The organism is Streptomyces aculeolatus, assembly GCF_020400605.1.
Taxonomy (GTDB): domain Bacteria; phylum Actinomycetota; class Actinomycetes; order Streptomycetales; family Streptomycetaceae; genus Streptomyces; species Streptomyces aculeolatus.
On sequence record NZ_JAINRD010000003.1, the window covers coordinates 299,208 to 325,162 of the forward strand.

Here is a 25,955-nt window from a genome sequence, read left to right on the forward strand (position 1 = left end):
TCCGGGTTCCGGAAGGACGCTGCGGCTCCTGGCGCTGGATTCCCGTCAGTTGAAGCCGGTCGGCAGGTACTGGTTGATGTTGTCCTTGCTCACGACGGCGGAGTACAGCGTGATCGACGCCGGGATCTCGAACTCTGCCATGCCCGAGACGCCCTTCTGCTGGCCGAGGGCGCGCGCGAGGTCGATCGCGGACGCGGCCATCGACGGCGGGTACAGGACGGTGGCCTTGATCACGGAGTCGTCGGCCTTGATGGAGTCCATCACCGCCTTGGAGCCGGCGCCGCCGACCATGATGAACTCGTCGCGGCCCGACTGGTCGATGGCCCGCTTGACGCCCACGCCCTGGTCGTCGTCGTGGTTCCACATGGCGTCGAACTCCGGCACGGCCTGCAGCAGGTCGGACATCTTGCGCTGGCCCGACTCGACGGTGAACTCGGCGGCCTGCCGGGCCACCTTCTCGATGTTGGGGTAGTTCTTCAGCGCGTCGTCGAAGCCCTTCGTGCGCTGCTGGGTCAGCTCCAGGTTGTCGAGCCCGGCCAGCTCGACGACCTTCGCGTTCTGCTTGCCCTTCAGCTGCTCGCCGATGAACCGGCCGGCGTTCAGGCCCATGCCGTAGTTGTCGCCGCCTATCCAGCAGCGGTACGCCTGCGGGTTGGCGAAGATCCGGTCCAGGTTGACGACGGGGATGCCGGCCTCCATGGCCTTCAGCCCCGCCTGCGTCATCGCCTTGCCGTCGGCCGGCAGGATGACCAGGACGTCGACCTTCTTGTTGATCAGGGAGTCGACCTGGCCGATCTGGGTGGCCGTGTCGTTCGACCCCTCGGTGATGTCGAGGGTGACGTCCTCGTACTTCTCCGCGCGCGAACGCGCGTTGTCGTTGATGGCGTTGAGCCAGCCGTGGTCGGCCTCGGGGCCGGCGAAGCCGATGGTGACCGGCTTGCCGGGCTTGTCCTCCGAGACGTTCGCCTGCTGCTGCTGCGAGTCGCTGTCGTCGTCGCTGTCGTCATTGCTGGTGCAACTGGTGAGGAAGGCTGCCGCCGAGACACCGGCGGCGCCGAAGAGCATGTTTCTGCGGCTGAAAGGCGATTCGGGCATGTGGGTGCGACCCTTCATTGCGTCGAGGACTTGCGCGAGGTCTGGTGTTGGATGAGGACGGCGGCGACGATGATCGCCCCCTTGGCGATGTCCTGAACCGCGCTCTGTACGTTGTTGAGGGCGAACAGGTTCGTGATGGTGGTGAAGACGAGCACGCCCAGCACCGAGCCGGTGATGGTGCCCCGGCCGCCGCTGAGCAGGGTGCCGCCGATGATCGCGGCGGCGATGGCGTCCAGTTCGTACAGGTTGCCGTTGGTGTTCTGGCCGGAGCCGCTGAGCGCGATGAGCATGAACGCCGCGATGCCGCAGCACAGGCCGGACACGACGTACAGCAGCAGCCGCTGCCGCTTGATGTCGATGCCGGCGAGCCGGGCGGCCTCGGGGTTGCCGCCGACCGCCACGGTGCGGCGGCCGAAGGTGGTGCGGTTGAGCACCAGCCAGCCCAGGGCGGCGACGCCCAGGAAGATGAGCACCAGCGGCGGGACGCCGAGGATGCGGGAGTCCGCCGCCATGAGGTCGAGCACCGCGTCGACCTCGACGATCTGCGTCCCGCCGTCGCTCATCTGCTCGGCGAAGCCGCGCGCGGACGCGAGCATGGCGAGCGTGGCGATGAAGGGCACCAGGTTGCCGAACGCGATGAGCACGCCGTTGACGAGCCCGCAGCCGACTCCCACGGCGACAGAACAGAAGAGCATGCCTGCCAGGCCGTAGTCCTGGGTGGCCTGCGTCGTCGCCCAGACCGAGGCGAGGGCGACGATGGCGCCGACCGAGAGGTCGATGCCGCCGCCGATGATCACCAGCGTCATGCCGATGGTGACCACGCCGATCGCCGACGACTGGACGAGGATGAGCCGGACGTTGTCGACGTCCAGGAACTGGTCGGGCTTGGTGACGGCGCCGACGACGGCCAGCACGCCGAGGACGCCGAGCAGCGCCACCAGTCTCAGGTCCACATAACTCTGCCAGCGGGCGGCGGTGCCGTTCCCCTGCGGCTTCTCCGGCGCCGGGGCGGGAAGCGAGTCCGATTTGCTCAACACTTACGGGGTTCCTTCCATGACGAGGTCGAGCACCCGGTGCTCGTCGAGGTCCCGGGCCGGGGCGGTGTGCACGACTTGGCCCTCACGGAGCACGAGAACCCGGTCGGCGAGACCGAGGACCTCGGGGAGTTCGCTGGAGACGAGCAGGACCGCGACGCCTTCGTCGGCGAGCCTGCGGATGAGCGCGTACAACTCGGCGCGGGCGCCGACGTCCACACCCCGGGTCGGCTCGTCCAGCAGCAGCACCCGGCAGTCGCGCAGCAGCCAGCGCGCGAGCACCGCCTTCTGCTGGTTGCCGCCGGAGAGCGTGCGGACGAGGGCGTCGGGGTTGTCCGGGCGCAGCGACAGGTCGCGTACGGCGGCCCGGGCCGCGGACCGCTCCCCCGACCGGTCGAGCCAGCCGCCGGTGGAGAAACGGGGGAGCGAGGAGATCGACACGTTGCGGCTGACGGACTCCGTCATCAGCAGGGCCTGGGCCTTGCGCTCCTCGGGGGCCAGCCCGATGCCCGCCTTGACGGCGGCGGTGACGCTGCCGGGGCGCAGCGGGCGGCCGCCGACGAGCACCCGTCCTGCGGTCGGCTTGCGCGCGCCGAAGACGGTCTCCAGGATCTCCGAGCGGCCGGAGCCGACCAGGCCCGCCAGGCCGACGATCTCGCCGGGGGCGACCTGGAGGTCCACCGGCGCGAACTCGCCCTGCCTGGCCAGTCCTTCGAGGGTGAGTACGGGCTCCTTGCCCGCGCCGGGGGCCTCCGGCCGCTCGGGGAAGACGTGCGCGACGTTCCGGCCCGTCATCAGCGTGACGATCTCGTTGGTCGACGTGCTCTGCGCGGGCAGCCCGCGGGCGACGGCGCGGCCGTCCTTCAGGACGGTGACGCGGTCGCCGATGCGGCGGATCTCCTCCAGCCGGTGGGAGATGTAGACGACGGCGACGCCCTGCGCGGTGAGGTCGGCGACGATGCGGAAGAGGTTGTCGACCTCGTCGGGGTCGAGGGCGGCGGACGGCTCGTCCATGACGATGAGCTTCACGTCGTGGGAGAGCGCCCGGGCCATGGAGACGACCTGCTGGCCGGCGGCGGAGAGGTCACCGACGATGGTGGCGGCGGATATCTCCGGGTGGCCGAGCCGGCCCAGCAGGTCCTGGGCGGCGGTGTGCGCCTCGCGGGCCTTGATGAACCCGCCGGAGGAGCGTTCGTGGCCCAGGAAGACGTTCTCCGCCACCGACACGTGCCGCACCAGGTCGAGTTCCTGGTAGATGGTGGAGATGCCCAGGCGCATGGCGGCCACGGGCGACTTCAGCGCGGTCTCCTGGCCCTGCCAGACGATGGTGCCCTCGTCGGGCTGGTGGGCGCCGGCCAGGACCTTGATGAGGGTGGACTTGCCGGCGCCGTTCTGGCCGAGCAGGCAGTGCACCTCGCCGGCCACGACGTCGAGGTCGACGCCGTCGAGCGCGCGGACGCCGGGGAAGGACTTGGTGATCCCCGTCATGGTGAGCAGGGGTGTGGCGGGGGTGGGCGGCGTATCGGAAGTGGGCGCCATGTACGGATCTCCTCGGCGGTGCTCCGACTGCGCCTGCGCAGGGGCAGGTTGGGCAGGGTGGAGCGCAAACGGGCGGGTTCACCGGGCGGTGCGGGTGAGGCGGGTGCGGTGGTCGGGGCAGCGGGGTGGGTGGTGCGGGGGCGTGCGCGGGCGGTGCCGCGGTCGGCCGGGGTTGCTGCGGTGGTGCTGCGGTGATGCGGGCTGTGCGGGAGTACGCGGTGGTACGGGTGGTGCCGCTGGTGCTGAAGTGGTGCGTGGGTCATACGGGGTGAGGCACGGGTGCTGCGTGGGTCGAACCTGGGTGGTACGGGCCGTACAGGTGCTGCGCGGGTGTCCCCGCCCGGCGTCAGGCGGGCGAGAACAGGTGGTCGCTGGTGAGCCGGGCGGCGCCGATCACGCCCGCGGTGGGGCCCAGCTCGCCGAGCACGATGGGGAGGTTGCCGGTCGCCAGCGGCAGTGACTGGCGGTAGACCTGGGTGCGGATGGCGGCGAGCAGCGTGTGGCCGAGGCCGGTGACGCCGCCGCCGATGACCACGAGCCCCGGGTTGAAGAAGCTGACCAGGCCGGCGATGACCTGGCCGGTACGGGTGCCGCCCTCGCGGATGAGGTCCAGCGCGACCGCGTCGCCGGCGGTCGCCGCCACGGCGACGTCCTTGGCCTCCAGCTCGCCGGTCTCCTCCAGCCGGGCGGCCAACTGCGCGGAACGGCCCTCGCGGGCGGCGTTCTCGGCGTCCCGGGCGAGGGCAGAACCGCCGAAGTACGCCTCCAGGCAGCCGCGGTTGCCGCAGGCGCACGGGCGCCCGTCCACCTCCACCTGGATGTGGCCGATGTCGCCGGCGCTGCCGTTCGTACCCCGGTAGACCTCGCCGCCGACCAGGATGCCGCAGCCGATGCCGGTGCCGATCTTGACGTAGAGGAAGTCCCGTACGGCGCGGGCGACGCCGGCGTGCTGCTCGCCCTGGGCCATGATGTTCACGTCGTTGTCGACCATGACCGGGCAGCCCAGCTCCTGGCTGAGGGCCTCGCGGACCGGGAAGCCGTCCCAGCCGGGCATGATCGGCGGCGCGACCGGCACGCCCTCGGGGAACCGGACGGGACCCGGGACGCCGATGCCGGCGCCGTCGAAGCCCTCCGCCACCCCGGAGGCGCGGAGCTTGGCCGCCATCGCCAGCGCCTGCTCGAAGACCGCGACCGGGCCCTCGCGCACGTCCATGGGCTGGGTCAGATGACCGAGCACCTCCAGCTCCGCGTTGGTGACCGCCACGTCGATGGAGGTGGCGCCGATGTCGACGCCGAGGAAGCGCAGCGAGGGCGCGAGGCGGATGTTGTGCGACCTGCGTCCGCCCCGGGAGGCGGCGAGGCCGTCGGCGACCACGAGTCCGGTCTGCAGCAGCCGGTCGATCTCGACCGCCAGCTTGGACCGGGACAGTTCCACCTGGTCGCCGAGCTGCGCCCGGGAGTTCGGACCGCCGTCACGCAGCAGGCGGAGCAGTCGCGCCTGGTGCGCGTTCGCGGGCCGAGCTGTCATGCGCCTCACGCCACTCCTCCCCGGCCGCGCGTACGCCGATGTCGTACGCCGTCGTCGGCTTGCAACTTTCAACGGGGAACGTAGCAGTGCTTGGCCACTGAGGGAAGAAGTTCTGCAGGAATCGGTATCTACTTTCTCCTCCTCCAGGACAAAGGTGGAGTCCCGGTCGGCGGCGTACGCTGGCCCGCATGGGTCGGGTGACGGTGCGGCGTCCGGTGGTGCGGGTGCGCGGGGGCCGGGTGGACCGGCGGGCGGACACGCTGGTGGCGGAGGAGCCGCTGGAGATCCGGCTGGGCGGCCGGGCGCTGGCGATCACGATGCGGACGCCGGGGGACGACTTCGCGCTCGCAGCGGGGTTCCTGGTCAGCGAGGGCGTGCTGGCACGGGGCGAGGACCTGGCGTCGGTGACCTACTGCGCGGGGGCGGTGGACGGCACCGAGGGCGGCAACACGTACAACGTGGTGGACGTCCGGCCCGCCGCCGGAGTGGAGCTGCCGCAGCTCACGCTGGAGCGGAACTTCTATACGACGTCGTCGTGCGGGCTGTGCGGGAAGGCGAGCCTGGACGCGGTCCGCACCACCACCCGCTGGCCGGTCGACGGTGACGACGGGATGCGGCTCACGCCGGAGGTGCTGGCGGCGCTGCCGGACCGGCTGCGGGCCGGGCAGCGGGTCTTCGACCGCACCGGCGGCCTGCACGCCGCCGCCCTGTTCACGCCCGACGGCGAGCTGATCGACCTGCGCGAGGACGTCGGCCGCCACAACGCCGTCGACAAACTCGTCGGCCGCGCCCTCCAACAGGACAGGCTCCCCCTGCACGACACCGTCCTGATGGTCTCCGGCCGCGCCTCCTTCGAACTCGCCCAGAAGGCCGCGATGGCCGCAATCCCCGTCCTGGCCGCGGTCTCCGCCCCCTCCTCCCTGGCCGTGGACCTCGCCGCCGAAACCGGCATGACACTGATCGGCTTCCTGCGCGGCGACACCATGAACGTGTACGCGGGCGAACACCGCATCGCGCTGTAGCCGCCGGAGGCGGTGGGTGGACAGTGTCCACCTCGGTGGTAGACACTGTCCACCATGACCGCGGACACCCGCGCGCGCCTGCTCCGGGCCGCGCTCGAACTCCTCGACGAGCGAGGCGTCGACGCCCTCACCCTGCGCGCCATCGCGCGGCGCTGCGGCGTCTCGCACGGCGCACCGCTCAAGCACTTCCCGCACCGCGCGGCCCTGCTGTCGGCCGTCGCCACCCAGGGGTTCCACGAGTTGCAGGACTGGGTCGGCGAGGCGCTGGCGCAGCTGCCGGCGGACGCGAGCCCGGCGCGGCGGCTGCGCACGGGCACGCGCGCGTACGTGGAGTACGCCGTGGCCCGCCCCGGGATGTTCGCGCTGATGTTCCGCCGCGACCTCCTCGACCCGCAGGACCGCGAACTGGGCCGCGCCTCGCTCGGCGGCTTCGAGAACCTCGTCCGCCTCGTCGAGGCCCGGCAGGCAGAGGGCTGGCGGGCGGACGCCGACCCGCGGCTGCTCACCGGCGCCCTGTGGTCCGCCATGCACGGCACCGCCGAGCTGTGGTCCTGGGGCTCCCTGCCGCTGGCCACCGGCGCGGCGACCATCGACGACGTACTCGACGGCCTCTGCGAGGCGTTCGAGATCGGCCCACCCACCGCACGACGAAAGCGAACCACGCCATGACCAGCACCCCTCCCCCGGACTTCGACCGCGAGACCGCCGTCCACCCGCGGCCGGCCGAGCCCAGCGCGTACGACGCCGACCTGCCCGGCGCGTGGAAGGTCGGCCAGGGCATCAACGGCGGTGTGCTGCTGTCGATGACGGCCCGCGCCCTGTCCGCCGAACTCGGCGCCCCCCGCGACGGCCGCCCCGGCCACCCGGACCCGCTGTCGGTCTCCGCGTACTACCTGTCCACCGCCACCGCCGGCCCGGCGGTCGTCCGCACCGAGACCATCCGCCGCGGCAACTCCGTCTCCCACGGCGGCGCCGAACTCCTCCAGCAGGACCCGGAGACCGGGCTGCCGGCCCCCCGGCTGCGCGTCCTGGCGGCGTACGGCGCCCTCGCCGACCAGCCCGACGACGTCCGTACGTCCGCGAAGCCGCCCGCGCTGGCCCCGGTCGAGCAGTGCATAGGCAGCGACGCGGCCCCGCCGGAGTTCCGCGCGGAGTCCCCGATGCTGACCCGCGCCGACCTCCGGCTGGACCCGTCGTGCGTGGGCTGGGCGGTCGGCGCCCCGTCCGGCCGCGGCGAGATGAAGGGCTGGTTCCGCCTCCCCGAGACCCGCGACCCGGACCCCCTGCTCCTCCTGATGGTGCTCGATGTCCTCCCCCCGGTCAGCTTCGACCTGGGCGTGATCGGCTGGGCCCCGACACTGGAACTGACGGCCCACGTACGCGCGGACCCCGCGCCGGGCTGGCTCCGGGTGATCCACACGACGCGCAACGTGGCCGGCGGCCTCATGGAGGAGGACGCCGAGATCTGGGACTCGGCCGACCGCCTGGTGGCCCAGTCCCGCCAACTCGCGCGCCTCCCCCGGCAGTCCTGAGGCGGGCCTGCCTGCGGGGACCGGCTCCCGCCCGCGGGCCGGGGCGGGGTTGACACCGTGGGTCATGTCCATGACTGTCGAGGCCGGTCGGTGACGCGCGGTCCGGTTCCGGGCGCGCACCGCCGACGACACGCCGCCGACACGGAGGTACGTGGATGGGGGAGCCGACGTTCGGACTCCTTGGGCCGCTGCGCGTGTGGGCGGCAGGCGTCCCGGTCCGCATCGGCGGGCCGAAGCCGCGGGCGGCGCTCGCGACGCTGCTGCTGCAGCCCGGCCGCTTCGTCTCCGTGGACGTGCTGACGGAGGTGCTGTGGCCGGGCGGGGCACCCCCGTCGGCCGTGGCCAACGTCCGCACGTACGTGCGCAACCTGCGCCGCGCGCTGGCCGCCGCCGGGATCCCCGCCGCGGGGCTGCGGACGGAGCCGTCCGGCTACGCGATCGACGTCGCGCCGGACGACGTCGACATGCTGCTCTTCGAGCGGCACCTGGACCGGGCCCGCGCGGCCCGCGACCGCGGCGACGACGTCGCAGCGCTGCACGGGTACGAGACGGCGCTCGGCCTCTGGCGCGGCGGCGTGCTGCAGGACGTGCCGGCGAGCGTGGTGTGGGATCCCGGCGTCACCAGGCTGGAGGAGCTGCGCGCGACCGCGGTCGACGAGTGCCTCGGGGTCCGGCTGCGGCTGCGGGACTACGCGCTCCTCCTCGCCGAGCTGCGCTCCCGGCTCTCCGAGGATCCGCTGCGCGAGGACCTGTGGCGGATGCTCGTACGCGCGCTGCACGACTCGGGCCGTACGACCGAGGCGCGCTCCGCCTACGCCGAGGCCGAGCGCGTCCTGGCCGCCGAACTCGGCACCGAGCCGAGCAGGCCGCTGCGGGCCGTCGGCGAGGAGGTCAACGGCTACGCCGCGCGGCGTCCCGCGGTGGTCTCCGCGCCCGTCTGCCAGTTACCCATGGACGTACCGGACTTCACCGGCCGGACGGCGGAGATCGCCGCGCTGGAGGAGCTGCTGTCGGCGGCCGACCGGCGGCCGGTGGTGGCGGCGGTGTCGGGACCGCCGGGGTCGGGGAAGTCCGCGCTGGCGGTGCACGTGGCGCACCGGGCCCGGGCTGCGTTCCCCGACGGCCAGCTCTTCGTCGACCTCGGCGGGCTGAGCGACCGGCCGCGCGACCCCGCCGACGTCCTGGCCGAGATGCTGCGCGGCCTCGGAGTCGTGGACAGCACGGTCCCCGCGGAGCGGAGCGAACGGGCCGCGCTGCTCCGCTCACGCCTGGCGCAGCGGCGCTTCCTCATCGTGCTCGACGACGCGGTCGACGGCACGCAGGTACGTCCCCTGCTGCCCGGCACCGGAGGCTCGGCCGTCCTCGTCAGCTCCCGCCGGCGGATGCCCGACCTGCCGGCGCACCACCTCGCGCTGGGCGAGCTGCGGCAGGACGAGGCCCGCGCCCTGCTCGGCAGCGTCGCCGGACCGGACCGGCTGGCCGGCGACGCGGCCGGGGCGGACCGGGTGCTGGCCGGCTGCGGCTCGCTCCCGCTCGCCGTGCGGATCGCGGGGTCGCGGCTGGCGAGCCGGCGGGCCTGGACCGCGGCCACACTGGCCGACCTCCTGCAGGACGAGCGCGGGCGCCTCGACCAGTTGCAGGCGGGCGAGCTGGAGGTGCGGGCGAGCGCGGAGCTGAGCTACCGGCACCTGCCGGAGGCCGCGGCCGCCGCCTTCCGCGCCTTCGGCCGGCTGCCGGCGGAGCCGGTGGGCGGCTGGCTCGTCGCCGTCGCCGTGGGCGGGGCCGCCGGCGACGCCGCCGAGGCGCTGGCCACCCTGGCCGACAGGCACCTCATCGAGGCCGTGGGGACCGACGCGCTCGGCCTGCCGCGCTACCGCATGCACGACCTGCTGCGCTGCTACGCCCGCGAGCTGGCCGACGCGGACACGTTCACGGTGCGCCGGCGGCAGCAACTCCGGATCGTCGACGCCCTGACCGCACTGGCGCGCACCGCGAACGCGGCGATGCCCACCCGGTTCCTCGGCGTGTTCACCGCGGCGGCGCATCCGGCCGGGCCGGCGGGTCCGGGCGCGGAGATCACGCGCGCCGTGCGGGCCCGGCCCGTCGAGTGGTTCGAGGCCGAGCGCCGGATCCTGGTCGCCACGGTGGAGTCCGCGCTCCGGCTCGGCCGCGTCACGCAGGCCGCGGACCTCGCGCTGGAGCTGGCGAGCTTCTTCGACCTGCGCGGCTACTACGGCGACTGGCTGCGCACGCACCAACTGGTGCTCGACGCGATACCGGCCCCGTCTGACGCGCGGGCCGCGGCGCTGCTGCGCAACATCGGGCAACTGCACCTCTACCGCGACCGCTACGCCGACGCACGCGACTCCTTCGTCTGGGCCCGCGCGATCTTCGGGGCGGTCGGCCACCCCGCGGGCGAGGCGGTGGCGGCGGCCGGGGAGGGGTCGGTGCACCGGATCCTGGGCGACCTCGACGCCGCGCTGGCGACGTTCACCGACGCGCTGGGCGGCTTCGGGGCGGTGGGCGACCGGCACGGCGAGGCGGTCGCGCGCAACGCGATCGCCTCCGTCTGGCTGGAGCGCGGGAACCCGCGGGCCGCGGCGTCGTGGCTGGACGGGGCGCTGGCGCTGGCCCGTGACCTCGGCGACCGCCACCGCGAGGCGCAGGTACGCCGCCGCATCGCCGTGCTGCACGACCTGCGCGGCGAACCGGACCTGGCACAGGCAGAGTTGACGCGGGCCCTGGACATCTTCTGCGACCTCGCGGACACGCACTGCGCCGCGTACGTGCAGGAGAGCATCGGCGAGCTGTGCCTGCGCCGGGGCAACGCGGGCGAGGCGTCGGCGCTGCTGGCCGACGCGCTCGCCGTACAGCGGCAGCTGGGCGACCGGCGCGCGGAGGCGAGTCTCGCCTGCCTGCTGGGTGAGCTGCACCGCGCGACGGGCAGGGTGCAGACCGCGCGGGACTACTTCCACCGCTCCCTGTCCACCTGGCGCCGGCTGGAGGCGCACGACCGGGCGGACGTGGTGCACGAGAAGCTGCGGTCGCTGCGGTCCGGCCCGGGGTGACGCGCGTAGAGCGAATGCGGCACGAATCGGCCGCATTCGCTCCGCGCCGCGCGTCAGCAGCCGTTCGTGCTCTTCAGCCGCCGGTCGAGGTAGTCGTACCACGTGACGCCCTGGACGACCGCGACGACGACGGAGCCGTTGTGGATCTGCTCGTAGTGCAGGTGCGGAGATATGTTGTGGGTCGCCGACGTGGCACCGACCTTCCCGATCACCTGACCGCGGTTCACGTGCGCGCCGACCCCGACGTTGCGTTCCTTCAGGTGCGAGTACCGGGTCCGCCAGCCGTCGCCGTGGGCGATGACGATGGTGTTGCCGTAGCCGTTGGTGGTGGAGTAGTACGACGAGACGACATCGCCGCCCGCGCTGGCGAGCACCCGGCGGCCGAGGTCGTCGGGATTGCCGTTCGCGTCGTAGTGGTTCCAGTCGATGGAGTGCGCCGGGCTGTGCCCGCTCCAGTTGTTTCCGCGCCACGTCTGGCCGCAGATGAACGGCATCCTGAACCCGGGCCGGGCCAGGGGCGTCGCCGTCTCGGACGACGTGCCGGCCTGGGGCGCCGCGACGGCGACCGGAGTCGCGACAGCCACGGCGGCGGCCACGCTCAACGCGGCGATCACTCGGTGGATACGTCTGCGCATGGTTCTCCCCTTGTCGTCGGGTGACCCGGCGATTGAAGGGGGCGCGGATACAAATCGGATACACGAGGGGCGGGCGGTTCGCGTACGGTCATCGCCATGGGCATGGCGATGACGCGCACCCGGACGCCGATCGTGCCGACGGCGCTGCTCGCGGTGGTGCTGACCGCGTGCGGCGGCGGCCCGGACGAGCCGGCCGGGCGCGGCGGAGCGCCGGCCCCGCCGTCCCCGAGCGCCGCCTCGCCCGAGGCCGTCTGCGTACGGCTGATCACGTACTGGGCCCACGACCAGCTCAAGGCCGGCGGCGGCAGCCAGTCGGACTACCAGCAGAAGGGCCTGTCCGACGGGCAGAACACCATCCTGCTCGACGTCGTGGCACGGGCCCGGAAGGAGGCGCACGCGAGCGGCGCCGCCGCGGCCCGCAAGCTGGTCGGGAGCGAGGTACGGAAGCGCTGTGCCGAGCGGTACGACGAGGGGAACACCGGCGCCCCGTCCGCGGGCTGGCCGCGCTAGCGGACGCGGCGGCGGGGATGCTGCCGGTGCCGCCGGGTGTCGCCGGGTGCCGCTCCCGCGGATCCGGCGCGGCGGGGTGTGAGGGGCGGCGCACCGGTGGTACGGATGGCGTCGTGGCGTGGTTCTCCTCCGACGGGTACTGGCTGAGCCGGCTCGTGTTCCAGCGCGGGCTGGCGGTTCTGTACGCCGTCGCCTTCGTCGCCGCGGCGCGGCAGTTCCGGCCGCTCATCGGCGCGCGCGGCATGCTGCCCGTGCCGCGGTTCACCGCGCGGGTGCCGTTCCGGCGGGCGCCGAGCCTGTTCCAGGTGCGCTACTCCGACCGCCTGTTCGCCGGCGTCGCCTGGGGCGGTGCCCTCCTGGCCGCCGCGGTCGCCGGCGGGGCGGCGGACGCGGTGCCGCTGTGGGCGGCGATGCTGATGTGGGCGGTGCTGTGGGCGCTCTACCTGTCGATCGTCAACGTCGGCCAGGCGTGGTACTCGTTCGGCTGGGAGTCCCTGCTGCTGGAGGCCGGGTTCCTCGCGGTCTTCCTCGGGAACGACACCGTAGGGCCGCCGGTGCTGGTGCTCTTCCTGCTGCGCTGGCTGCTCTTCCGGGTCGAGTTCGGCGCCGGGCTCATCAAGATGCGCGGCGACCGGTGCTGGCGGAAGCTGACCTGCCTCTACTACCACCACGAGACGCAGCCGATGCCCGGGCCGCTGAGCTGGTTCTTCCACCACCTGCCCCGCCCCCTGCACCGCGTCGAGGCCGCCGCCAACCACGTCGCCCAACTGGGCCTGCCCGTGCTGCTGTTCACGCCGCAGCCGGTCGCCACCTGGGCGGCCGCCGCCATCGTCGTCACCCAGCTCTGGCTGGTCCTCTCCGGCAACTTCGCCTGGCTCAACTGGATCACCGTCCTCATCGCCCTCACCGCCGTCGACGGACGGCTCGTCGCCGACCACACCCCCCTGCCGGACCCGCCCGGGTTCGGCGGCACGCCGGTCTGGTTCACGGTCGCCGTCTTCGCCGCGACCGCCGCCGTACTCGCGCTGAGCTGGTGGCCCGCCCGCAACCTGCTCTCCCGGCGGCAGCGCATGAACGCCTCGTTCAACTCCCTCCACCTCGTCAACACCTACGGCGCCTTCGGCAGCATCACCCGCGTCCGGCACGAGATCGTCGTCGAGGGGACCGAGGACACCCGGCCCACCGGCGCGAGCGAGTGGCGCGAGTACGGGTTCAAGGGCAAGCCCGGCGATCCGCGGCGGCTGCCGCGGCAGTTCGCGCCGTACCATCTGCGGCTCGACTGGCTGATGTGGTTCGCGGCGCTGTCCCCCGCGTACGCGGAGCGGTGGTTCGGCCCCTTCCTGCTCCGGCTCCTCGACGGCGACCGCGACACGCTCCGGCTGCTGCGCCACAACCCCTTCCCCGACGGCCCGCCCGGCAGCGTGCGCGCCCGGCTGTTCCGCTACGAGTACACCGACTGGGCGGAGCTGCGCCGCAGCCGGGCGTGGTGGCGGCGGGAGTTCGTCCGCGAGTACGCGCCGCCCGTGACCGCCGGCGAGCGCGGCGGCGTCAGCCCGTGAGCCGCTGCAGCCCCACCACCCGCAGCAGCTCCAGCCGTTCGTGCGACTCGCTGCCCGGCCGCGCCGTGTAGACCACCAGCCGCTGGTCGTGCTCCGGGTTCAGCAGCACCTCGCAGTCCAGCTCCAGCAGTCCGACCACCGGGTGCACGAACCGCTTGACCTCCCGGCGCCGCACCGCCACGTCGTGCTCCTCCCACAGCGCCGCGAACTCCGCGCTGCGCGCGCGCAGCCGCCGTACCAGCCCGGCCACCCGGGCGTCGTCCGGCCGCCGGGCGAGGGTGGCGCGCAGGTCGGCGACGGAGCGGCGGGCGACGTGCGCGCGGTCCTCGGGCGGGATGAGCGCGCGGCCGTCCGGCTCGGCGAAGAACCGCCAGACGATGTTGCGCCCGTCCCCCGCGCGGGCGGCGGCGTCGCCGGACAGCGCGCGGGACAGGGCGTTCTGCGCCAGCACGTCGCCGCAGTCGGCGAGCACCTGCGCCGGGGTGTCGGTGAGCCGGTCGAGGATCAGCAGCAGCCCCGGCCGCACGTGCGCCCCCGCGCCGCGACCGGCGCGCGGCGGCTCCTCGCCGGCCAGGTGGAACAGGTGGTCGCGCTCGTCGTCGCCGAGGCGCAGCCCGCGGGCGACGGCGGCGAGCATCTGGCGCGACGGGCGGGAGCCGCGGGCCTGTTCGAGCCGGGTGTAGTGGTCGGTGGACATCCCGGCGAGCTGCGCGACCTCCTCGCGGCGCAGGCCCGGCGTGCGGCGCCGCGCACCCGGCGGCAGCCCGACGTCCGCGGGCGTCAGCCGCGCGCGGCTGCGGCGCAGGAAGTCGGCCAGCTGCGCCCTGTCCACGGCCGCCGCCCGCCCCGTACCGTCCACGCCCACCACCGGTCCCGTTCCGTCCACGCCGCCCCCGGTTCCGTCCGTGCCCGTCAAGGGTGCCTGAGCGGCGCGTCCGCAGCCAGGGACCGCCCGTCCCCGGATGAAGCCGTCTCTCCCGCCGCGGGCGGCCCGGCCGCAGGGTGGCGGGGACGGCCCGCGGAGAACGGAGAGATCATGAGCGTGCTGGTGACGGGAGCGACGGGTGCGGTGGGCCGGCGGTTCGTACCGCGGCTGCTGCAGTGGGCGGCGGGCGAGGAGGTACGGCTGCTGGTGCGCGACGCCGGGCGGGCGGCGCCGCTCGCCCGGCTCGGCGCCCGCCTCGTCGTCGGGGACCTGCGCGAGCCCGGCGACCGGCGGCGGGCGCTGGCCGGGGTGACGGAGGTGGTGCACGTCGCGGCGGCCTTCCGCGACGTGCCGGACGAGGAGGCGTACGCGGTGAACCGCGACGCGACGCTCGCCCTCGGGGCCGAGGCAGCCGACGGGGGCGTGCGCCGCTTCGTCTTCGCCAGCACGAACCTCGTCTACGGCGCCGGCCGCGGCCGGCCGGCCGTGGAGACCGACGAACCGCGCGCGGACGGCCCGCTGGCCGGCGCGTACCCGCGCTCGAAGACCGCCGCGGAGCAGGGGCTGCTCGCGCTCCACCGCGAACGCGGCCTCGACGTGCGCGTCGCGCGGCTGGCGTTCGTCTACGGGGAGGGCGACGGGCACCTGGAGGCGTCGCTGCGCTGGACCCCGCACATGGCCGCGCACCAGCGGGTGCAGATGGTGCACCAGGCGGACGTCGCGCAGGCCCTGTGGCGGGTGCTGCGCACCGACGGCCGCGCCGGGCGGGTGTACAACGTCGCCGACGACGCGCCGGTCAGCGCGCTGGAGCTGCTGCACCTGGTCGGCGCGGAGGTCCCGGAGGGGATGGCGGAGCGCGCGGCGGACGACCCGTGGCACGGGGTGGTGTCGAACGCGCGGATCCGCGCGGAGCTGGGCTTCCGGCCGCTGTACCCGTCGCTGTGGACGGCCAGGGACGCGGGGGCGCTGTAGCCGGGGAGCGGCAGCGGCAGGAGCAGCAGGGCCCGGTTCGTACGGCACCGCCACCGGCGGGGCGTACGGACCGGGCCCGCGCACTTTCCGCGTCCGAGCCCCGCGCCCCCGCCCGCCGCGCCATGCTGGACCCGCCACCCTTTCCCACCGGCCCGCCGACGTGCGCCCCTCGCAGAGGTTCCGTGCAGAGGTGATGGAGGACCGCAGATCAGCGGCCTCCTCGGGTACGGTCGCCGCGCCGGGCGCCCCACCGTCCAAGGAGAGAAAAGCGTTGCGCGAGTTCACCGTGCCTCCCCTGGCAGACGCACCGAAGTCGGGGGGGCTGGCGGACGCGGTCTTCCAGCGGGCCGCGCAGGACCCCGGGCAGATCGCCTTCGCCCGCAAGGTCGACGGCCGCTGGCGGGACGTGACGATCGGGACGTTCCGCGACGAGGTGCTCGCCCTCGCCAAGGGGCTGCTGGCCGCGGGGCTGCGGTTCGGCGACCGCGTGGGGATCATGTGCAGGACCCGCTACGAGTGGACCCAACTGGACTTCGCGCTCTGGTCGATCGGCGCCCAGGCCGTGCCCGTCTACCCGACTTCCGCGCCCGACCAGGCGTACTGGATGCTGCACGACGCCGGCGCGGTGGCCTGCGTGGTCGAGCACGCGGACCACGCGATGACCGTCGGCTCGGTCATCGACAAGCTGCCCCTGCTCACGATGCTCTGGCAGATCGACGAGGGCGCCATCGGCGAGCTGACGGCCGCCGGCGCGCACCTCGACGACGACGTGGTCGAGCGGCACCGCCTCGCCGTCACCCCGGACTCCCCGGCCACCGTGATCTACACCTCCGGCACCACAGGACGCCCCCGCGGCTGCGAGCTGACCCACGCCAACTTCATGGCCGAGGCCGACAACATCCTGCTGCGCTACGAGGCCCTCTTCCGCCCGCACCAGGGCGAGCCCGCCGCCACCCTGCTCTTCCTCCCCCTCGCGCACGTCTTCGGCCGGATGATCCAGGTCACCGCGGTGCGCGGCGGGGTCAAGCTCGGCCACCAGCCGGACCCGTCGGCGCCCGTGCTCCTCGCCGACCTCGCGGAGTTCCGGCCCAGCCTCATCCTGGCCGTGCCGCACATCTTCGAGAAGATCTACGCCGCCGCCCGCCGCAAGGCCGAGACCGAGGGCCGGCTCGCCGTCTTCGACAAGGCCGCGGACGTCGCCGTCCGGCACGCCCGGGCGCGCGAGGAGGCGTCCTTCGACGCCGGCCGCGGGCCGGGTCCGGCGCTGCGGCTGGAGCACCAGGTGTTCGACAGGCTGGTCTACGCCAAGATGCGCGCGGCGCTCGGCGGCCGGACGCGCTTCGTGTTCTCCGGCGGGTCGGCGATGCAGCGGCGGCTCGGGCTGTTCTTCGCCGGCGCGGGCATCACGGTCATCGAGGGCTACGGCCTGACGGAGACCACCGCCGCCGCGGTCGCCAACCCGCCCGAGCGCCCCCGCTACGGCACCGTCGGCATCCCCATCCCCGGCATCACCGTCTACATCGCCCCCGACGACGAGGTCTGGCTGCACGGCCCGCAGGTCTTCAGCGGCTACGTCGGCGACCGCGCCGGCGCCGCGCACGCGCTGCGCGACGGCTGGCTGGCCACCGGCGACCTGGGCAGCCTCGACGAGGACGGCTATCTGACGATCACCGGCAGGAAGAAGGAGCTGCTGGTGACGTCGAACGGCAAGAGCGTCTCGCCGGTGCCGCTGGAGGAGCGGGTGCGGGCGCACCCGCTGGTCGCGCAGTGCCTGGCGGTCGGCAACGACCGGCCGTACGTCGCGGCGCTGGTCACCCTGGACCCGGACGGCGTCGCGCACTGGCAGGTGATGCGCGGCCGGCCGTCGATGACGCCGTCCGAGCTGGTCCGGGACCGGGAGCTGGAGGCCGAGATCCGGCGGGCGGTGGTGGCGGCGAACACCCAGGTGTCGCCGCCGGAGTCGATCCGGACGTTCCGGATACTGGCCGTGCAGTTCACCGAGGAGCACGGACTGCTGACGCCGTCGCTGAAGCTGAAGCGGAAGGCGATCGAGAAGGCGTACGCCAACGAGGTCGACGCTCTGTACCAGACATAGGCCCGGTCCGGATGGTGTTCGAGGGAATGCCATGGCGGGCGATCGCGGTTAGCGTCGGGAGGGCGAACCGCCTGTACGAACTTTTCGACGAAGAGGGATGCATCCCACGTGAGCAACGTTCCGACCATCACCCTCAACAACGGCGTCGCGATGCCGCAGCTCGGCTTCGGCGTGTGGCAGGTGCCCGACACGGAGGCCGAGACCGCCGTGCGCACCGCGCTCGACGCCGGCTACCGGAGCATCGACACCGCCGCCGTCTACGGGAACGAGGAGGGCACCGGCAAGGCCCTGACCGGGTCCGGCGTCCCGCGCGAGGAGCTGTTCGTCACCACCAAGCTGTGGAACTCCGACCACGGCTACGACGCCGCGCTGCGCGCGTTCGACGAGTCGCTGCGCCGGCTGGGCCTGGACCACGTCGACCTGTACCTGATCCACTGGCCGGCGCCGGCCAAGGACAAGTACCCGGAGACCTGGCGGGCCCTGGAGAAGATCTACGCGGACGGGCGCGCCCGCGCCATCGGCGTCTCCAACTTCCAGCCGGCCCATCTGCAGCGCGTCCTGGACGAGGGCAGCGTCGCGCCCGTGCTGAACCAGGTCGAGCTGCACCCGGACTTCGCCCAGGCCGACGTGCGCGCCTTCCACGCCGCGCACAACATCGCCACCGAGGCGTGGTCGCCGCTGGGCCAGGGCAAGGGGCTGCTGGACGACCCCGTGCTGCGGCAGCTGGGCGAGAAGCACGGCCGCACCCCGGCACAGGTCGCGCTGCGCTGGCATCTGCAACTTGGCAACGTGGTCATCCCCAAGTCCGTCACGCCGTCGCGGATCCGGGAGAACATCGACGTCTTCGGCTTCGAGCTGGACGACGCCGACATGGCCGCGGTCGCGGGCCTGGATGCGGGCAACCGCATCGGCGACAACCCCGACGACGTGAACTGACGCCACCTCGCCCGCGGGCCGCCGGTCGTCCCGTCAGACACGCCCAGGAACCGTTGCACCCGCAACCGCGTCTGAGGGGGCGACCGGAAGTCGATCATCGAGGGGGGAGCCCGATGGCTGCACGGGCGGCACGTGAGCTCGACTGGGACGGCTGCTTCAACGTACGCGACCTCGGCGGGCTGGCCGCGGCCGGCGGCCGCCGCACCCGGCGCGGCGCGCTGGTGCGCGCCGACAACCTGGACGGGCTGACCGGGGCGGGCTGGGCCGCAGTCGCCGACCACGGCATCCGCACGGTGGTCGACCTGCGCAACGAGACCGACCACCGGCCGCGGCTGCCGCGCCCGGAGACGATCGGCCTGGTCCGGGTGCCCGTGGACGAGCTGGCGGGCAACGTGCGCTGGTGGCGCGAGTGGGGCCACCTGGAGGGGACCCCGCTGACCTGGGCCGCGTATCTGGAGTACGTCCCGAAGGTGGCGGCGGCCGTCGTCCGCGAGATCGCCGCGGCGCCGCCGGGCGGCGTCGTGGTGCACTGCACGGCGGGCCGTGACCGCACCGGCTTCGCCTCGTTCGTCCTGCTGGCGCTCGCCGGGGTGGGCGCGGCGGACATCGCCGCCGACTACCTGCTCAGCGGGCCCAACCACCGGCGGGCCGCGGCCGCCCTCGGCCACCCGGACCAGACGCTGGAGATCGCCGCGATCCAGGCCCGCTCGGGGCGTACGGCGACACAGGTCATCACCGACACGCACGCGACCTTCGACGCGGCGGCGTACCTGGTCGGGGCCGGGCTGCCGGAGACGGCGGTCGCGTCGGTCCGGGAGCGGCTGCTGGCCGCGGACTAGGTCCGCCGGCCGGACCGTCGCCGGGCTCGGGCCGCCCGGCGGTCAGCTCGCGCCGTGCTCCGGGGCGACGGCCTCGACCCGGTGCGCGAGGTCGAAGTCCAGCTCGGTGACCCGGCCGCCCACGCTGTGGGTGTTGACGGCGACATCGAGGGTGTTGTAGCCGAGCGTGAGCGTCGCGTGGTGTCCCAGCTCCTCCTGGATCCGGGAGACGTCCGCGACCATCGCCGCGGCGGGCGGATGCGATGGGAAGCGGTACGTGCGCGACAGCAGCTCGCCCTCGGCCACCGACCAGCCGGGCAGCCCGGCGAGCCGGTCCTCGGTGTCCTCGGGGGAAAGCGGTTCGACGGCCATGCGCGGGGCTCCCTTCGCGGCGGGGCGGTTCCCGGCCGACAGTACCCCGCGGCGCTCGGTTACCGTCGATGACATGACGACCCCCGGCCTCCCCGTCACCCCAGGCACGCCGCCCGCCGGCGGCCCGCCCCGTACGGGCGGCGCCGACGACGGCGCCGCCACCGCCACCGCGGGCGCCCTGCTGCGCGGCTGGCGGGAGCGCCGCGGGCTGAGCCAGCTGGAGCTGGCGCTGCGCGCCGACTCCTCGGCGCGCCACATCAGCTTCGTGGAGACCGGCCGGTCGCAGCCGAGCCGGGCGATGGTGCTCAAGCTCGCCGAGCACCTGGACATGCCCGTACGCGAACGCAACGCGCTGCTGCTCGCCGCCGGCTACGCGCCCCACTACCCCGAGACGCCGCTCGACGACCCGGCGATGGCCGAGCTGCGCCAGGGCGTCGAGCAGCTCGTCGCCGCGCACGAGCCGTTCCCCGCGGTGGTGGTCGACGGGGCGTACAACGTGGTGGCCGCCAACCGCGGCATCCTGCTGGTCCTCGACGGGGTGCCGGAGGAGTTGCTGCGGCCGCCGCTGAACGCGATGCGGCTGACCCTGCACCCGGACGGGCTGGCGAAGAAGATCCGCAACCTGCCGCAGTGGCGCGCTCATCTGCTGCACCAGATGGACCGGCAGCTCTCGCTGGTGCGCTCCCCCGCGCTCAAGGAGCTGTACGACGAGGTGGCGGCCTATCCGCTCGCGCCGGAGGCGGGCGACGAGGAGGTCGGCGAGGTCGGCGGGCGGGCCCCGTTCGCGCTGCCGCTCAGGGTCGAGCACGACGGGCACCTGCTGTCGTTCGTCTCGACCATCTCGACCTTCAACACGCCCATGGACGTGACGGTTTCGGAGCTGGCCCTGGAGACGCTGCTGCCCGCGGACCCGGAGACGACGAAGTACCTGCGCCAGCAGCTCGGTTCCTGACTCGCCCGCGGGGCGCAAAGGAGTTCCCACCCACAAGCTTTCATAAACCTTTAGTAGGTCTTTATTTGACGGAAGGTCGGTCGTGGCGCAAGATCGGCGCAACGACTGCCGGTCCCTTCCAGCGCGCCGGCGCCTGAAGGGAGCACGTCTTGGCCAGCCGTCGCGAAGTCCTTGCCACCTCCGCCGTCGCGGTCGGGGCGACCGCCTTACCGCTGTCGGCCGGCGCCCCCAACGCCCGTGCGGCGGTCGCCGATCCGGACCCGACCCGGCCGCCGGGGCGCGGTCCGAACATCGTCCTGATCGTCCTGGACGACCTGGGCTACGGCGACCTCGGCTGCTACGGCTCGGAGTTGATCGACACCCCGCACCTGGACCGGCTGGCCCGCCAGGGCACCCGGTTCACCCAGGGCTACTCCGGCGCCCCCGTGTGCAGCCCGTCGCGCGCCGCGCTGCTCACCGGCCGCGTACCGCCGCGCACCGGCGTGCGCAACGTGCTCAGCCGGGACGACAGCCAGGGGCTGCGGGCCGCGGAGAAGACGCTCCCCGGCTATCTGCGGGAGGCGGGCTACCACACGGCCGCCATCGGCAAGTGGCACCTCGGCCGGCTGGACGAGAACCACCCGGCGCGGCACGGCTTCGACTCGTACTTCGGCGTCGACGCGATGTTCTCCGAGCACTCGTACCCCACCGAGATCTGGCGCAACGGCGCCCCGGAGGGGACGCTGCGCGACGACGCCGACCTGGCGACGATGACGCGCCGCTTCACCGACGAGGCGATCGACGTCATGGACCGCGCCGGGAACCGGCCGTTCTTCATCTACCTCGCCGAGACCATGCCGCACCTCCCGCTCGCCGTCGAGCCGGAGTTCGCGGGCCGCTCCCGCGGCGGCCTCTACGGCGACGCCATCGAATCCGTCGACCACCACCTCGGCCGCCTCTTCCGCGCGCTGGCGGACCGCGGGCTGGACCGGGACACCCTGGTCATCGTCGCCAGCGACAACGGCCCCTGGTTCGAGGGCTCCACCGGCGGGCTGCGCGGCCGCAAGTCCGGCTTCTACGAGGGCGGGGTGCGGGTGCCGTTCCTCATGCGCTGGACGGGCACCGTCCCGCGTGGCCGGGAGTCGCACGAGGTGGTGTCGTTCCTCGACCTGCTGCCGACGCTCTGCGGCCTCGCCGGGGTGGCGCCGGAGCCCGGGGTGAAGCTCGACGGCACCGACCTGCGCGCGGTGCTGCGCGGCCAGCGGCTGCGCGAGCGCCCGCCGGTGCCGTTCTTCCTCGGCAAGCGCGCGGCGGCGGTACGCGACGGCCGCTGGAAGCTGCACGTCCGGCGGGCCGGCCGGAACCAGCGCTTCCTGCCCGAGCTGTTCGACCTGGAGGCCGACCCGCGCGAGGTGGCGAACGTGGCCGCGCGCCGGCCGGAGGTCACCGAGCGGCTGCGGAAGTTCCTGGCCGAGCTGGAGGAGGACGTCGCCGCGGAGCGGCGCCCGCCGGTGGCGCTCACCGCGGAGCCACCGCTGTTCGCCGGCCGGGCCAACACCCTGCGCGTACAGCTGTCGCGCGCGCTGCGGCCGGAGGGCCGCGCCAGGGCCGAGGTCGCCGTGACCGTCGCGGTGCCGGCGGGCTGGACGGCGACGACCGTGCGCAGGACCGTCGACCTCGCCGCCGCCCCGGTGCTGGAGGTCGACGTCACCCCGCCGCCCTCCGCCGGCGCCCCCGCCGGCCGGCTGCGCGGCCACCGGCTCACGCCCCGGGTCGTCCTCGACGGGCGGACCGTGACCGGCGCCGATGTGCAGGTGCACGCCGTACCGCACGGCCGCGACGCGGCGCTCGCGCTCGACGCCGGCCCCGACGGCCGTCCGGCGCTGCCCTCGTACCGCCATCTGACCCCGGCCACCGCCTGGGGCCGGGCCGCCGGCTTCGGCTGGGTCTCCGCCCCGCCGCAGTCCCGCGCCCACGAGGGCCCCGACCCGCTGCGGCGCGGCATGGTCCGGGACCGGTCCGCGGCGGTGCTGCGGCTGCGGCTGCCCGCCGGCCGGCGGCGGATCTCGCTGCTGCGCGGCGACGACAAGCGGCCCACGCACGGGTTCGCGGTGGCGGCGGACGGCGAGAGGGTGATCGAGCCGGGACCGCGGCTGCCTGCGGGCGCGTACCGGTGGGAGGAGTTCATCCTCGACGGCGGGCCCGAGGGCCGGACGATCGAGCTGGGGCTGAGCGGCACCGGGGGCAACAGGTGGACGCTCGTGGCGCTGGTGGTGCACTGACCCCGGCGAGTGCGCTGCCCCCGGTGCTGCGCTGAGCCCCGGCATCGCCGACGCGGCTCCTGGCGGCCACCCGCCTCCACTGCCGCGACCCGGTCAACGCGGCCTCCCGGCACGCCACTTGCCCGAATGGCGCGATTACGTCCCCTCCCGCACGCCTTCATAAACCTGTAATACGCTCTTATTTGACGCAGGGACCGCCGAAGTCCGAGGATCAGCGGCACCTGCCGGTCTCCCGACGTGCCGGCGACGAAGGGAGTCCGTCTTGGCCAGCCGCCGCCACGTCCTCGCAGGATCGGCACTCACGCTCGGTGCGACCGGGTTATCCGTCTCGGTCGGCGGGCCCCACATGCACAAGGCGAGCGCCCGGCCAGCCAAGCCCCCGCGCGGCGGCCCGAACGTCATCATGGTCCTGCTGGACGACCTGGGCTACGGCGACCTCGGCTGCTACGGCCATCCGCTGATCCGCACCCCGCGGCTGGACCGGCTCGCCCGCCAGGGCACCCGCTTCACCCAGGGCTACTGCGCCGCCCCGGTGTGCAGCCCCTCGCGCGCTGCGCTGCTCACCGGCCGCGTACCGCCCCGCACCGGCATACCGGACGTGCTGAGCCGCGACGACCCGCACGGGCTGGGCACGGCCGAGCGCACCCTCCCCGAGTACCTGCGCACCGCGGGCTACGTCACCGCGGCGATCGGCAAGTGGCACCTCGGCCGCCTCGACGCCCACCACCCGGCGCGGCACGGCTTCGACTCCTTCTTCGGCGTCGACGCGATGTACACGGCGGACACGTACCCCACCGAGGTCTGGCGGGACGAGGAACCCGTGGAGGTCCTGCGCAGCGACGCCGACCTGGCGACGCTCACCCGGCGGTTCACCGACGAGGCGATCGACGTCGTCGACCGCGCCGACGGCCGGCCGTTCTTCATCTACCTCGCCGAGACCATGCCCCACCTCCCGCTCGCCGTCGAGCCGGAGTTCGACGGCGTCTCCCGCGGCGGCCTGTACGGCGACGCCATCGAATCCGTCGACCACCACCTCGGCCGCCTCTTCGACGCGATAGCCGACCGCGGTCTGGACCGCGAGACCCTCATCGTCGTCGCCGGGGACAACGGGCCCTGGTTCGAGGGCTCGTCGGGCGGGCTGCGGTCCCGGAAGTTCGAGGTCTTCGAGGGCGGGGTGCGGGTGCCGTTCATCGCCCGCTGGACGGGCACCGTGCCGCGCGGCCGGGAGTCGGACGACGTGGTCTCCTTCCTCGACCTGCTGCCGACGGTGTGCTCGCTGGCCGGCGTCGAGCCGGAGCCGGGCGTGGCGCTGGACGGCACCGACCTCACGGCGGCGCTGCGCGGCGCCCGGCTGCGCGAGCGCGCGCCGGTGCCGTTCTTCCTCAGCTCGCGGGCGGCGGCCGTACGCGACGGCCGGTGGAAGCTGCACGTCCGGCGGCGCGGCTCGGACCAGAGATATCTGCCCGAGCTGTACGACCTGGAGGCGGACCCGCGGGAGTCGGTGAACCTGACGGCGCGGCAGCCGGAGGTGACCGCGCGGCTGCAGGAGTTCCTGACGGCGCTGGAGGAGGACATCGCGCGCGAGCAGCGCCCGGCGGTGGAACTCACCGCCGACCTGCCGCTGTTCGCGGACCGCCCCAACACGGTACGGGTCCGGCTGACCCGTGCGCTGCGCCCCGGCGGCGAGCCCGTCGCCGAGGTCGCGGTGTCGCTGGCGGCGCCCGAGGGGTGGGCCACGACGACCGTGCGGCAGGTCGTGGACCTCGACACCGACCCCGTACTCGACGTCGAGGTCACCCCGCCCGCCGCGGTCGCCGCCCCCGCGGGGCGGCTGGCCGCGTACGAACTGACGCCCCGCGCCGAGGTCGACGGGCGGACCGTGCCGGGCGAACCCGTGCACGTGTACGCGGTGCCGCACGGCGACGACGTCGCCCTCGCGCTCGACGCCGGCCCGGTCGGCTCCCCGCTCACGCCGTCGTACCTCGCCCTCACCCCGGACTCGTCCTGGTCGGAGGCCGCCGGCTACGGCTGGACGGGCGGGGCCCCGGCGCCGATGTCGCGCGACCGCGGCGCCCCGGACGTACTGCGCCGCGACATGGTCAACAACCAGCCCGCGGCGCTGCTGCGGCTGCACCTGCCCGCCGGCCGGCGGACGGTCTCCGTGCTGCGCGGCGACGACGGGTACGCCACGCCGGGAATCAGCGTCGAGGCCGACGGGACGGAGGTGATCCCGCCCGGGCCGCAGGTGCCGGCGGGCGCGTACCAGTGGGAGGAGTGCGTCCTCGACGGCGGGACTTCGGGCCGGGTCACCGAACTGCGCATCGGCGCGCCGGACGGCGCGAACTGGCGGATCGTGGCGCTGCTGGTGCGCTGACGGGCGCATACGGCCGCCGCCCCCGGCGAGTGCCGGGGGCGGCGGCCCGTAGGGCCCGGCCGGTCAGCGGCCGGCGGCGGCCCGGATGCCGCGCAGCAGCCCGTACTGGACGACGGCGAAGCCCAGCACCACCGCCGCCTGCAGCGGGATCCACACGTACCCCGCGGTCGTCGGGTCGACGACCCCGGTGACGAGGACGACGAGGCTCGCGACCACCCACGCGACGTTGATGTCGACCACCAGCGCCACCAACCGCGCGGGCGGCACGGGCTTGCGGGCGATCCAGGCGACGTCGAGGGCGTAGACGACGAGCACCGCGCCGAGCACGAGCAGCAGCCCGCGGTCGAGTCCCAGCAGGTCGGACAGGGGGCCGGAGAGGGCCAGGTACGCCAGCCCGTTGGCGCCGGTGACGGCGGCGTCCAGGCCCAGCCAGCGGCGGAGCGTGATCTGCGGGGCGGTGGCGGCGGTCGGGGAGACGGCTGCGGACATGACGGATCACCCTCCGGACGGCATCGGTAGTGGTCGGAGCCGGAACCCGGGCCGGAGTGCGCCGGTCCGGGCCCCGATGCCCCCACGGTGCCCGCCCCCGTCCCGCACGTCGATTACCCGCCGGGTAATGTCCGGCACCCACGGTCCGGACCACGGCCGGGCGACCTGCCGGTTTCTGCGCTATTGCGGTGCCGCGTCCGTGGCTCTACGTTTCCGGAAGCGGCCCGTGCCCGGCCTGA

The 25,955-nt window shown here is 74.2% G+C and carries 21 protein-coding genes; 13 read left to right on the plus strand and 8 right to left on the minus strand.

The features are described from left to right. Positions 1 to 45: 45 nt before the first annotated feature. The 4 genes from LG396_RS07755 to LG396_RS07770 form a co-directional block, all read right to left on the minus strand. Positions 46 to 1,095: a substrate-binding domain-containing protein gene (locus tag LG396_RS07755; RefSeq protein ID WP_225794171.1), complete on the minus strand. Its 1,050-nt coding sequence runs from the start codon at positions 1,093 to 1,095 to the stop codon at positions 46 to 48. 14 nt (positions 1,096 to 1,109) lie between these two features. Then, on the minus strand, positions 1,110 to 2,132 hold the full coding sequence (locus LG396_RS07760; RefSeq protein ID WP_037746993.1) for an ABC transporter permease: 1,023 nt from the start codon (positions 2,130 to 2,132) through the stop codon (positions 1,110 to 1,112). Then, positions 2,133 to 3,668 (minus strand): sugar ABC transporter ATP-binding protein, encoded by a 1,536-nt coding sequence (locus tag LG396_RS07765; RefSeq protein WP_225794172.1) that lies wholly within the window; start codon positions 3,666 to 3,668, stop codon positions 2,133 to 2,135. Positions 3,669 to 4,014: 346 nt separating this feature from the next. Beyond that, positions 4,015 to 5,196 carry an ROK family transcriptional regulator gene (locus LG396_RS07770; protein WP_018840402.1) on the minus strand — a complete coding sequence of 394 codons (1,182 nt, stop codon included), beginning with the start codon at positions 5,194 to 5,196 and terminating at the stop codon, positions 4,015 to 4,017. Positions 5,197 to 5,384: 188 nt separating this feature from the next. On the opposite strand from LG396_RS07770, the gene fdhD reads away from it, so the two are divergent. The 4 genes from fdhD (at position 5,385) to LG396_RS07790 (ending at position 10,818) form a co-directional block, all read left to right on the plus strand. Beyond that, positions 5,385 to 6,218 carry a formate dehydrogenase accessory sulfurtransferase FdhD gene (gene fdhD, locus LG396_RS07775; RefSeq protein WP_225794173.1) on the plus strand — a complete coding sequence of 278 codons (834 nt, stop codon included), beginning with the start codon at positions 5,385 to 5,387 and terminating at the stop codon, positions 6,216 to 6,218. A gap of 54 nt (positions 6,219 to 6,272) precedes the next feature. Then, positions 6,273 to 6,887, plus strand: a complete 615-nt coding sequence (locus LG396_RS07780) for a TetR/AcrR family transcriptional regulator (RefSeq protein ID WP_018837117.1) — start codon at positions 6,273 to 6,275, stop codon at positions 6,885 to 6,887. Next, positions 6,884 to 7,750, plus strand: a complete 867-nt coding sequence (locus tag LG396_RS07785) for a thioesterase family protein (RefSeq protein ID WP_225794174.1) — start codon at positions 6,884 to 6,886, stop codon at positions 7,748 to 7,750. Before LG396_RS07780 ends, LG396_RS07785 begins: the two co-directional genes overlap by 4 nt. 155 nt (positions 7,751 to 7,905) lie before the next feature. Next, the gene (locus tag LG396_RS07790) at positions 7,906 to 10,818 is read left to right on the plus strand and encodes an AfsR/SARP family transcriptional regulator (protein WP_225794175.1); all 2,913 of its coding nucleotides are present in this window, start codon (positions 7,906 to 7,908) and stop codon (positions 10,816 to 10,818) included. 53 nt (positions 10,819 to 10,871) lie between these two features. Here the strand turns inward: LG396_RS07790 and LG396_RS07795 are convergent, their stop codons facing one another. After that, complete coding sequence (locus LG396_RS07795; RefSeq protein WP_225794176.1) at positions 10,872 to 11,453, minus strand: M23 family metallopeptidase; 582 nt, start codon at positions 11,451 to 11,453, stop codon at positions 10,872 to 10,874. Positions 11,454 to 11,549: 96 nt separating this feature from the next. Here LG396_RS07795 and LG396_RS07800 point away from each other — a divergent pair, with 96 nt between their 5' ends. Together LG396_RS07800 and LG396_RS07805 are read left to right on the plus strand one after the other, a co-directional pair. Continuing rightward, positions 11,550 to 11,963 carry a hypothetical protein gene (locus LG396_RS07800; RefSeq protein ID WP_225794177.1) on the plus strand — a complete coding sequence of 138 codons (414 nt, stop codon included), beginning with the start codon at positions 11,550 to 11,552 and terminating at the stop codon, positions 11,961 to 11,963. Positions 11,964 to 12,076: 113 nt separating this feature from the next. Further along, positions 12,077 to 13,522: a lipase maturation factor family protein gene (locus LG396_RS07805; protein WP_225794178.1), complete on the plus strand. Its 1,446-nt coding sequence runs from the start codon at positions 12,077 to 12,079 to the stop codon at positions 13,520 to 13,522. On the opposite strand, the gene LG396_RS07810 is transcribed toward LG396_RS07805, so the two are convergent. Then, positions 13,512 to 14,354 carry a helix-turn-helix transcriptional regulator gene (locus LG396_RS07810; RefSeq protein ID WP_443729174.1) on the minus strand — a complete coding sequence of 281 codons (843 nt, stop codon included), beginning with the start codon at positions 14,352 to 14,354 and terminating at the stop codon, positions 13,512 to 13,514. The genes LG396_RS07805 and LG396_RS07810 overlap by 11 nt on opposite strands. Before the next feature lie 204 nt (positions 14,355 to 14,558). On the opposite strand from LG396_RS07810, the gene LG396_RS07815 reads away from it, so the two are divergent. The 4 genes from LG396_RS07815 (at position 14,559) to LG396_RS07830 (ending at position 19,289) form a co-directional block, all read left to right on the plus strand. Beyond that, positions 14,559 to 15,419 (plus strand): NAD-dependent epimerase/dehydratase family protein, encoded by an 861-nt coding sequence (locus LG396_RS07815; RefSeq protein ID WP_037746978.1) that lies wholly within the window; start codon positions 14,559 to 14,561, stop codon positions 15,417 to 15,419. Between the two features lie 271 nt (positions 15,420 to 15,690). Then, complete coding sequence (locus LG396_RS07820; RefSeq protein ID WP_018837109.1) at positions 15,691 to 17,514, plus strand: AMP-dependent synthetase/ligase; 1,824 nt, start codon at positions 15,691 to 15,693, stop codon at positions 17,512 to 17,514. Positions 17,515 to 17,622: 108 nt separating this feature from the next. Then, positions 17,623 to 18,450 carry an aldo/keto reductase gene (locus LG396_RS07825; protein ID WP_100301392.1) on the plus strand — a complete coding sequence of 276 codons (828 nt, stop codon included), beginning with the start codon at positions 17,623 to 17,625 and terminating at the stop codon, positions 18,448 to 18,450. Positions 18,451 to 18,563: 113 nt separating this feature from the next. Next, positions 18,564 to 19,289, plus strand: a complete 726-nt coding sequence (locus LG396_RS07830) for a tyrosine-protein phosphatase (RefSeq protein WP_100301391.1) — start codon at positions 18,564 to 18,566, stop codon at positions 19,287 to 19,289. A gap of 42 nt (positions 19,290 to 19,331) precedes the next feature. Here LG396_RS07830 and LG396_RS07835 read toward each other — a convergent pair whose 3' ends face one another. Continuing rightward, on the minus strand, positions 19,332 to 19,640 hold the full coding sequence (locus LG396_RS07835; RefSeq protein WP_225794180.1) for a 4a-hydroxytetrahydrobiopterin dehydratase: 309 nt from the start codon (positions 19,638 to 19,640) through the stop codon (positions 19,332 to 19,334). 73 nt (positions 19,641 to 19,713) lie between these two features. Between LG396_RS07835 and LG396_RS07840 the strand changes: the two genes are divergently transcribed. From LG396_RS07840 to LG396_RS07850, 3 genes are all read left to right on the plus strand, one after another. Next, positions 19,714 to 20,592 carry a helix-turn-helix domain-containing protein gene (locus tag LG396_RS07840; protein ID WP_018837105.1) on the plus strand — a complete coding sequence of 293 codons (879 nt, stop codon included), beginning with the start codon at positions 19,714 to 19,716 and terminating at the stop codon, positions 20,590 to 20,592. Positions 20,593 to 20,741: 149 nt separating this feature from the next. After that, on the plus strand, positions 20,742 to 22,853 hold the full coding sequence (locus tag LG396_RS07845) for a sulfatase-like hydrolase/transferase (RefSeq protein WP_225794181.1): 2,112 nt from the start codon (positions 20,742 to 20,744) through the stop codon (positions 22,851 to 22,853). Positions 22,854 to 23,115: 262 nt separating this feature from the next. Further along, entirely contained in the window at positions 23,116 to 25,227 is a 2,112-nt protein-coding gene (locus LG396_RS07850) for a sulfatase family protein (RefSeq protein WP_225794182.1), read from the plus strand. Positions 25,228 to 25,290: 63 nt separating this feature from the next. Here LG396_RS07850 and LG396_RS07855 read toward each other — a convergent pair whose 3' ends face one another. Then, positions 25,291 to 25,716: a hypothetical protein gene (locus LG396_RS07855; protein WP_145900262.1), complete on the minus strand. Its 426-nt coding sequence runs from the start codon at positions 25,714 to 25,716 to the stop codon at positions 25,291 to 25,293. Between the last annotated feature and the right edge of the window lie 239 nt (positions 25,717 to 25,955).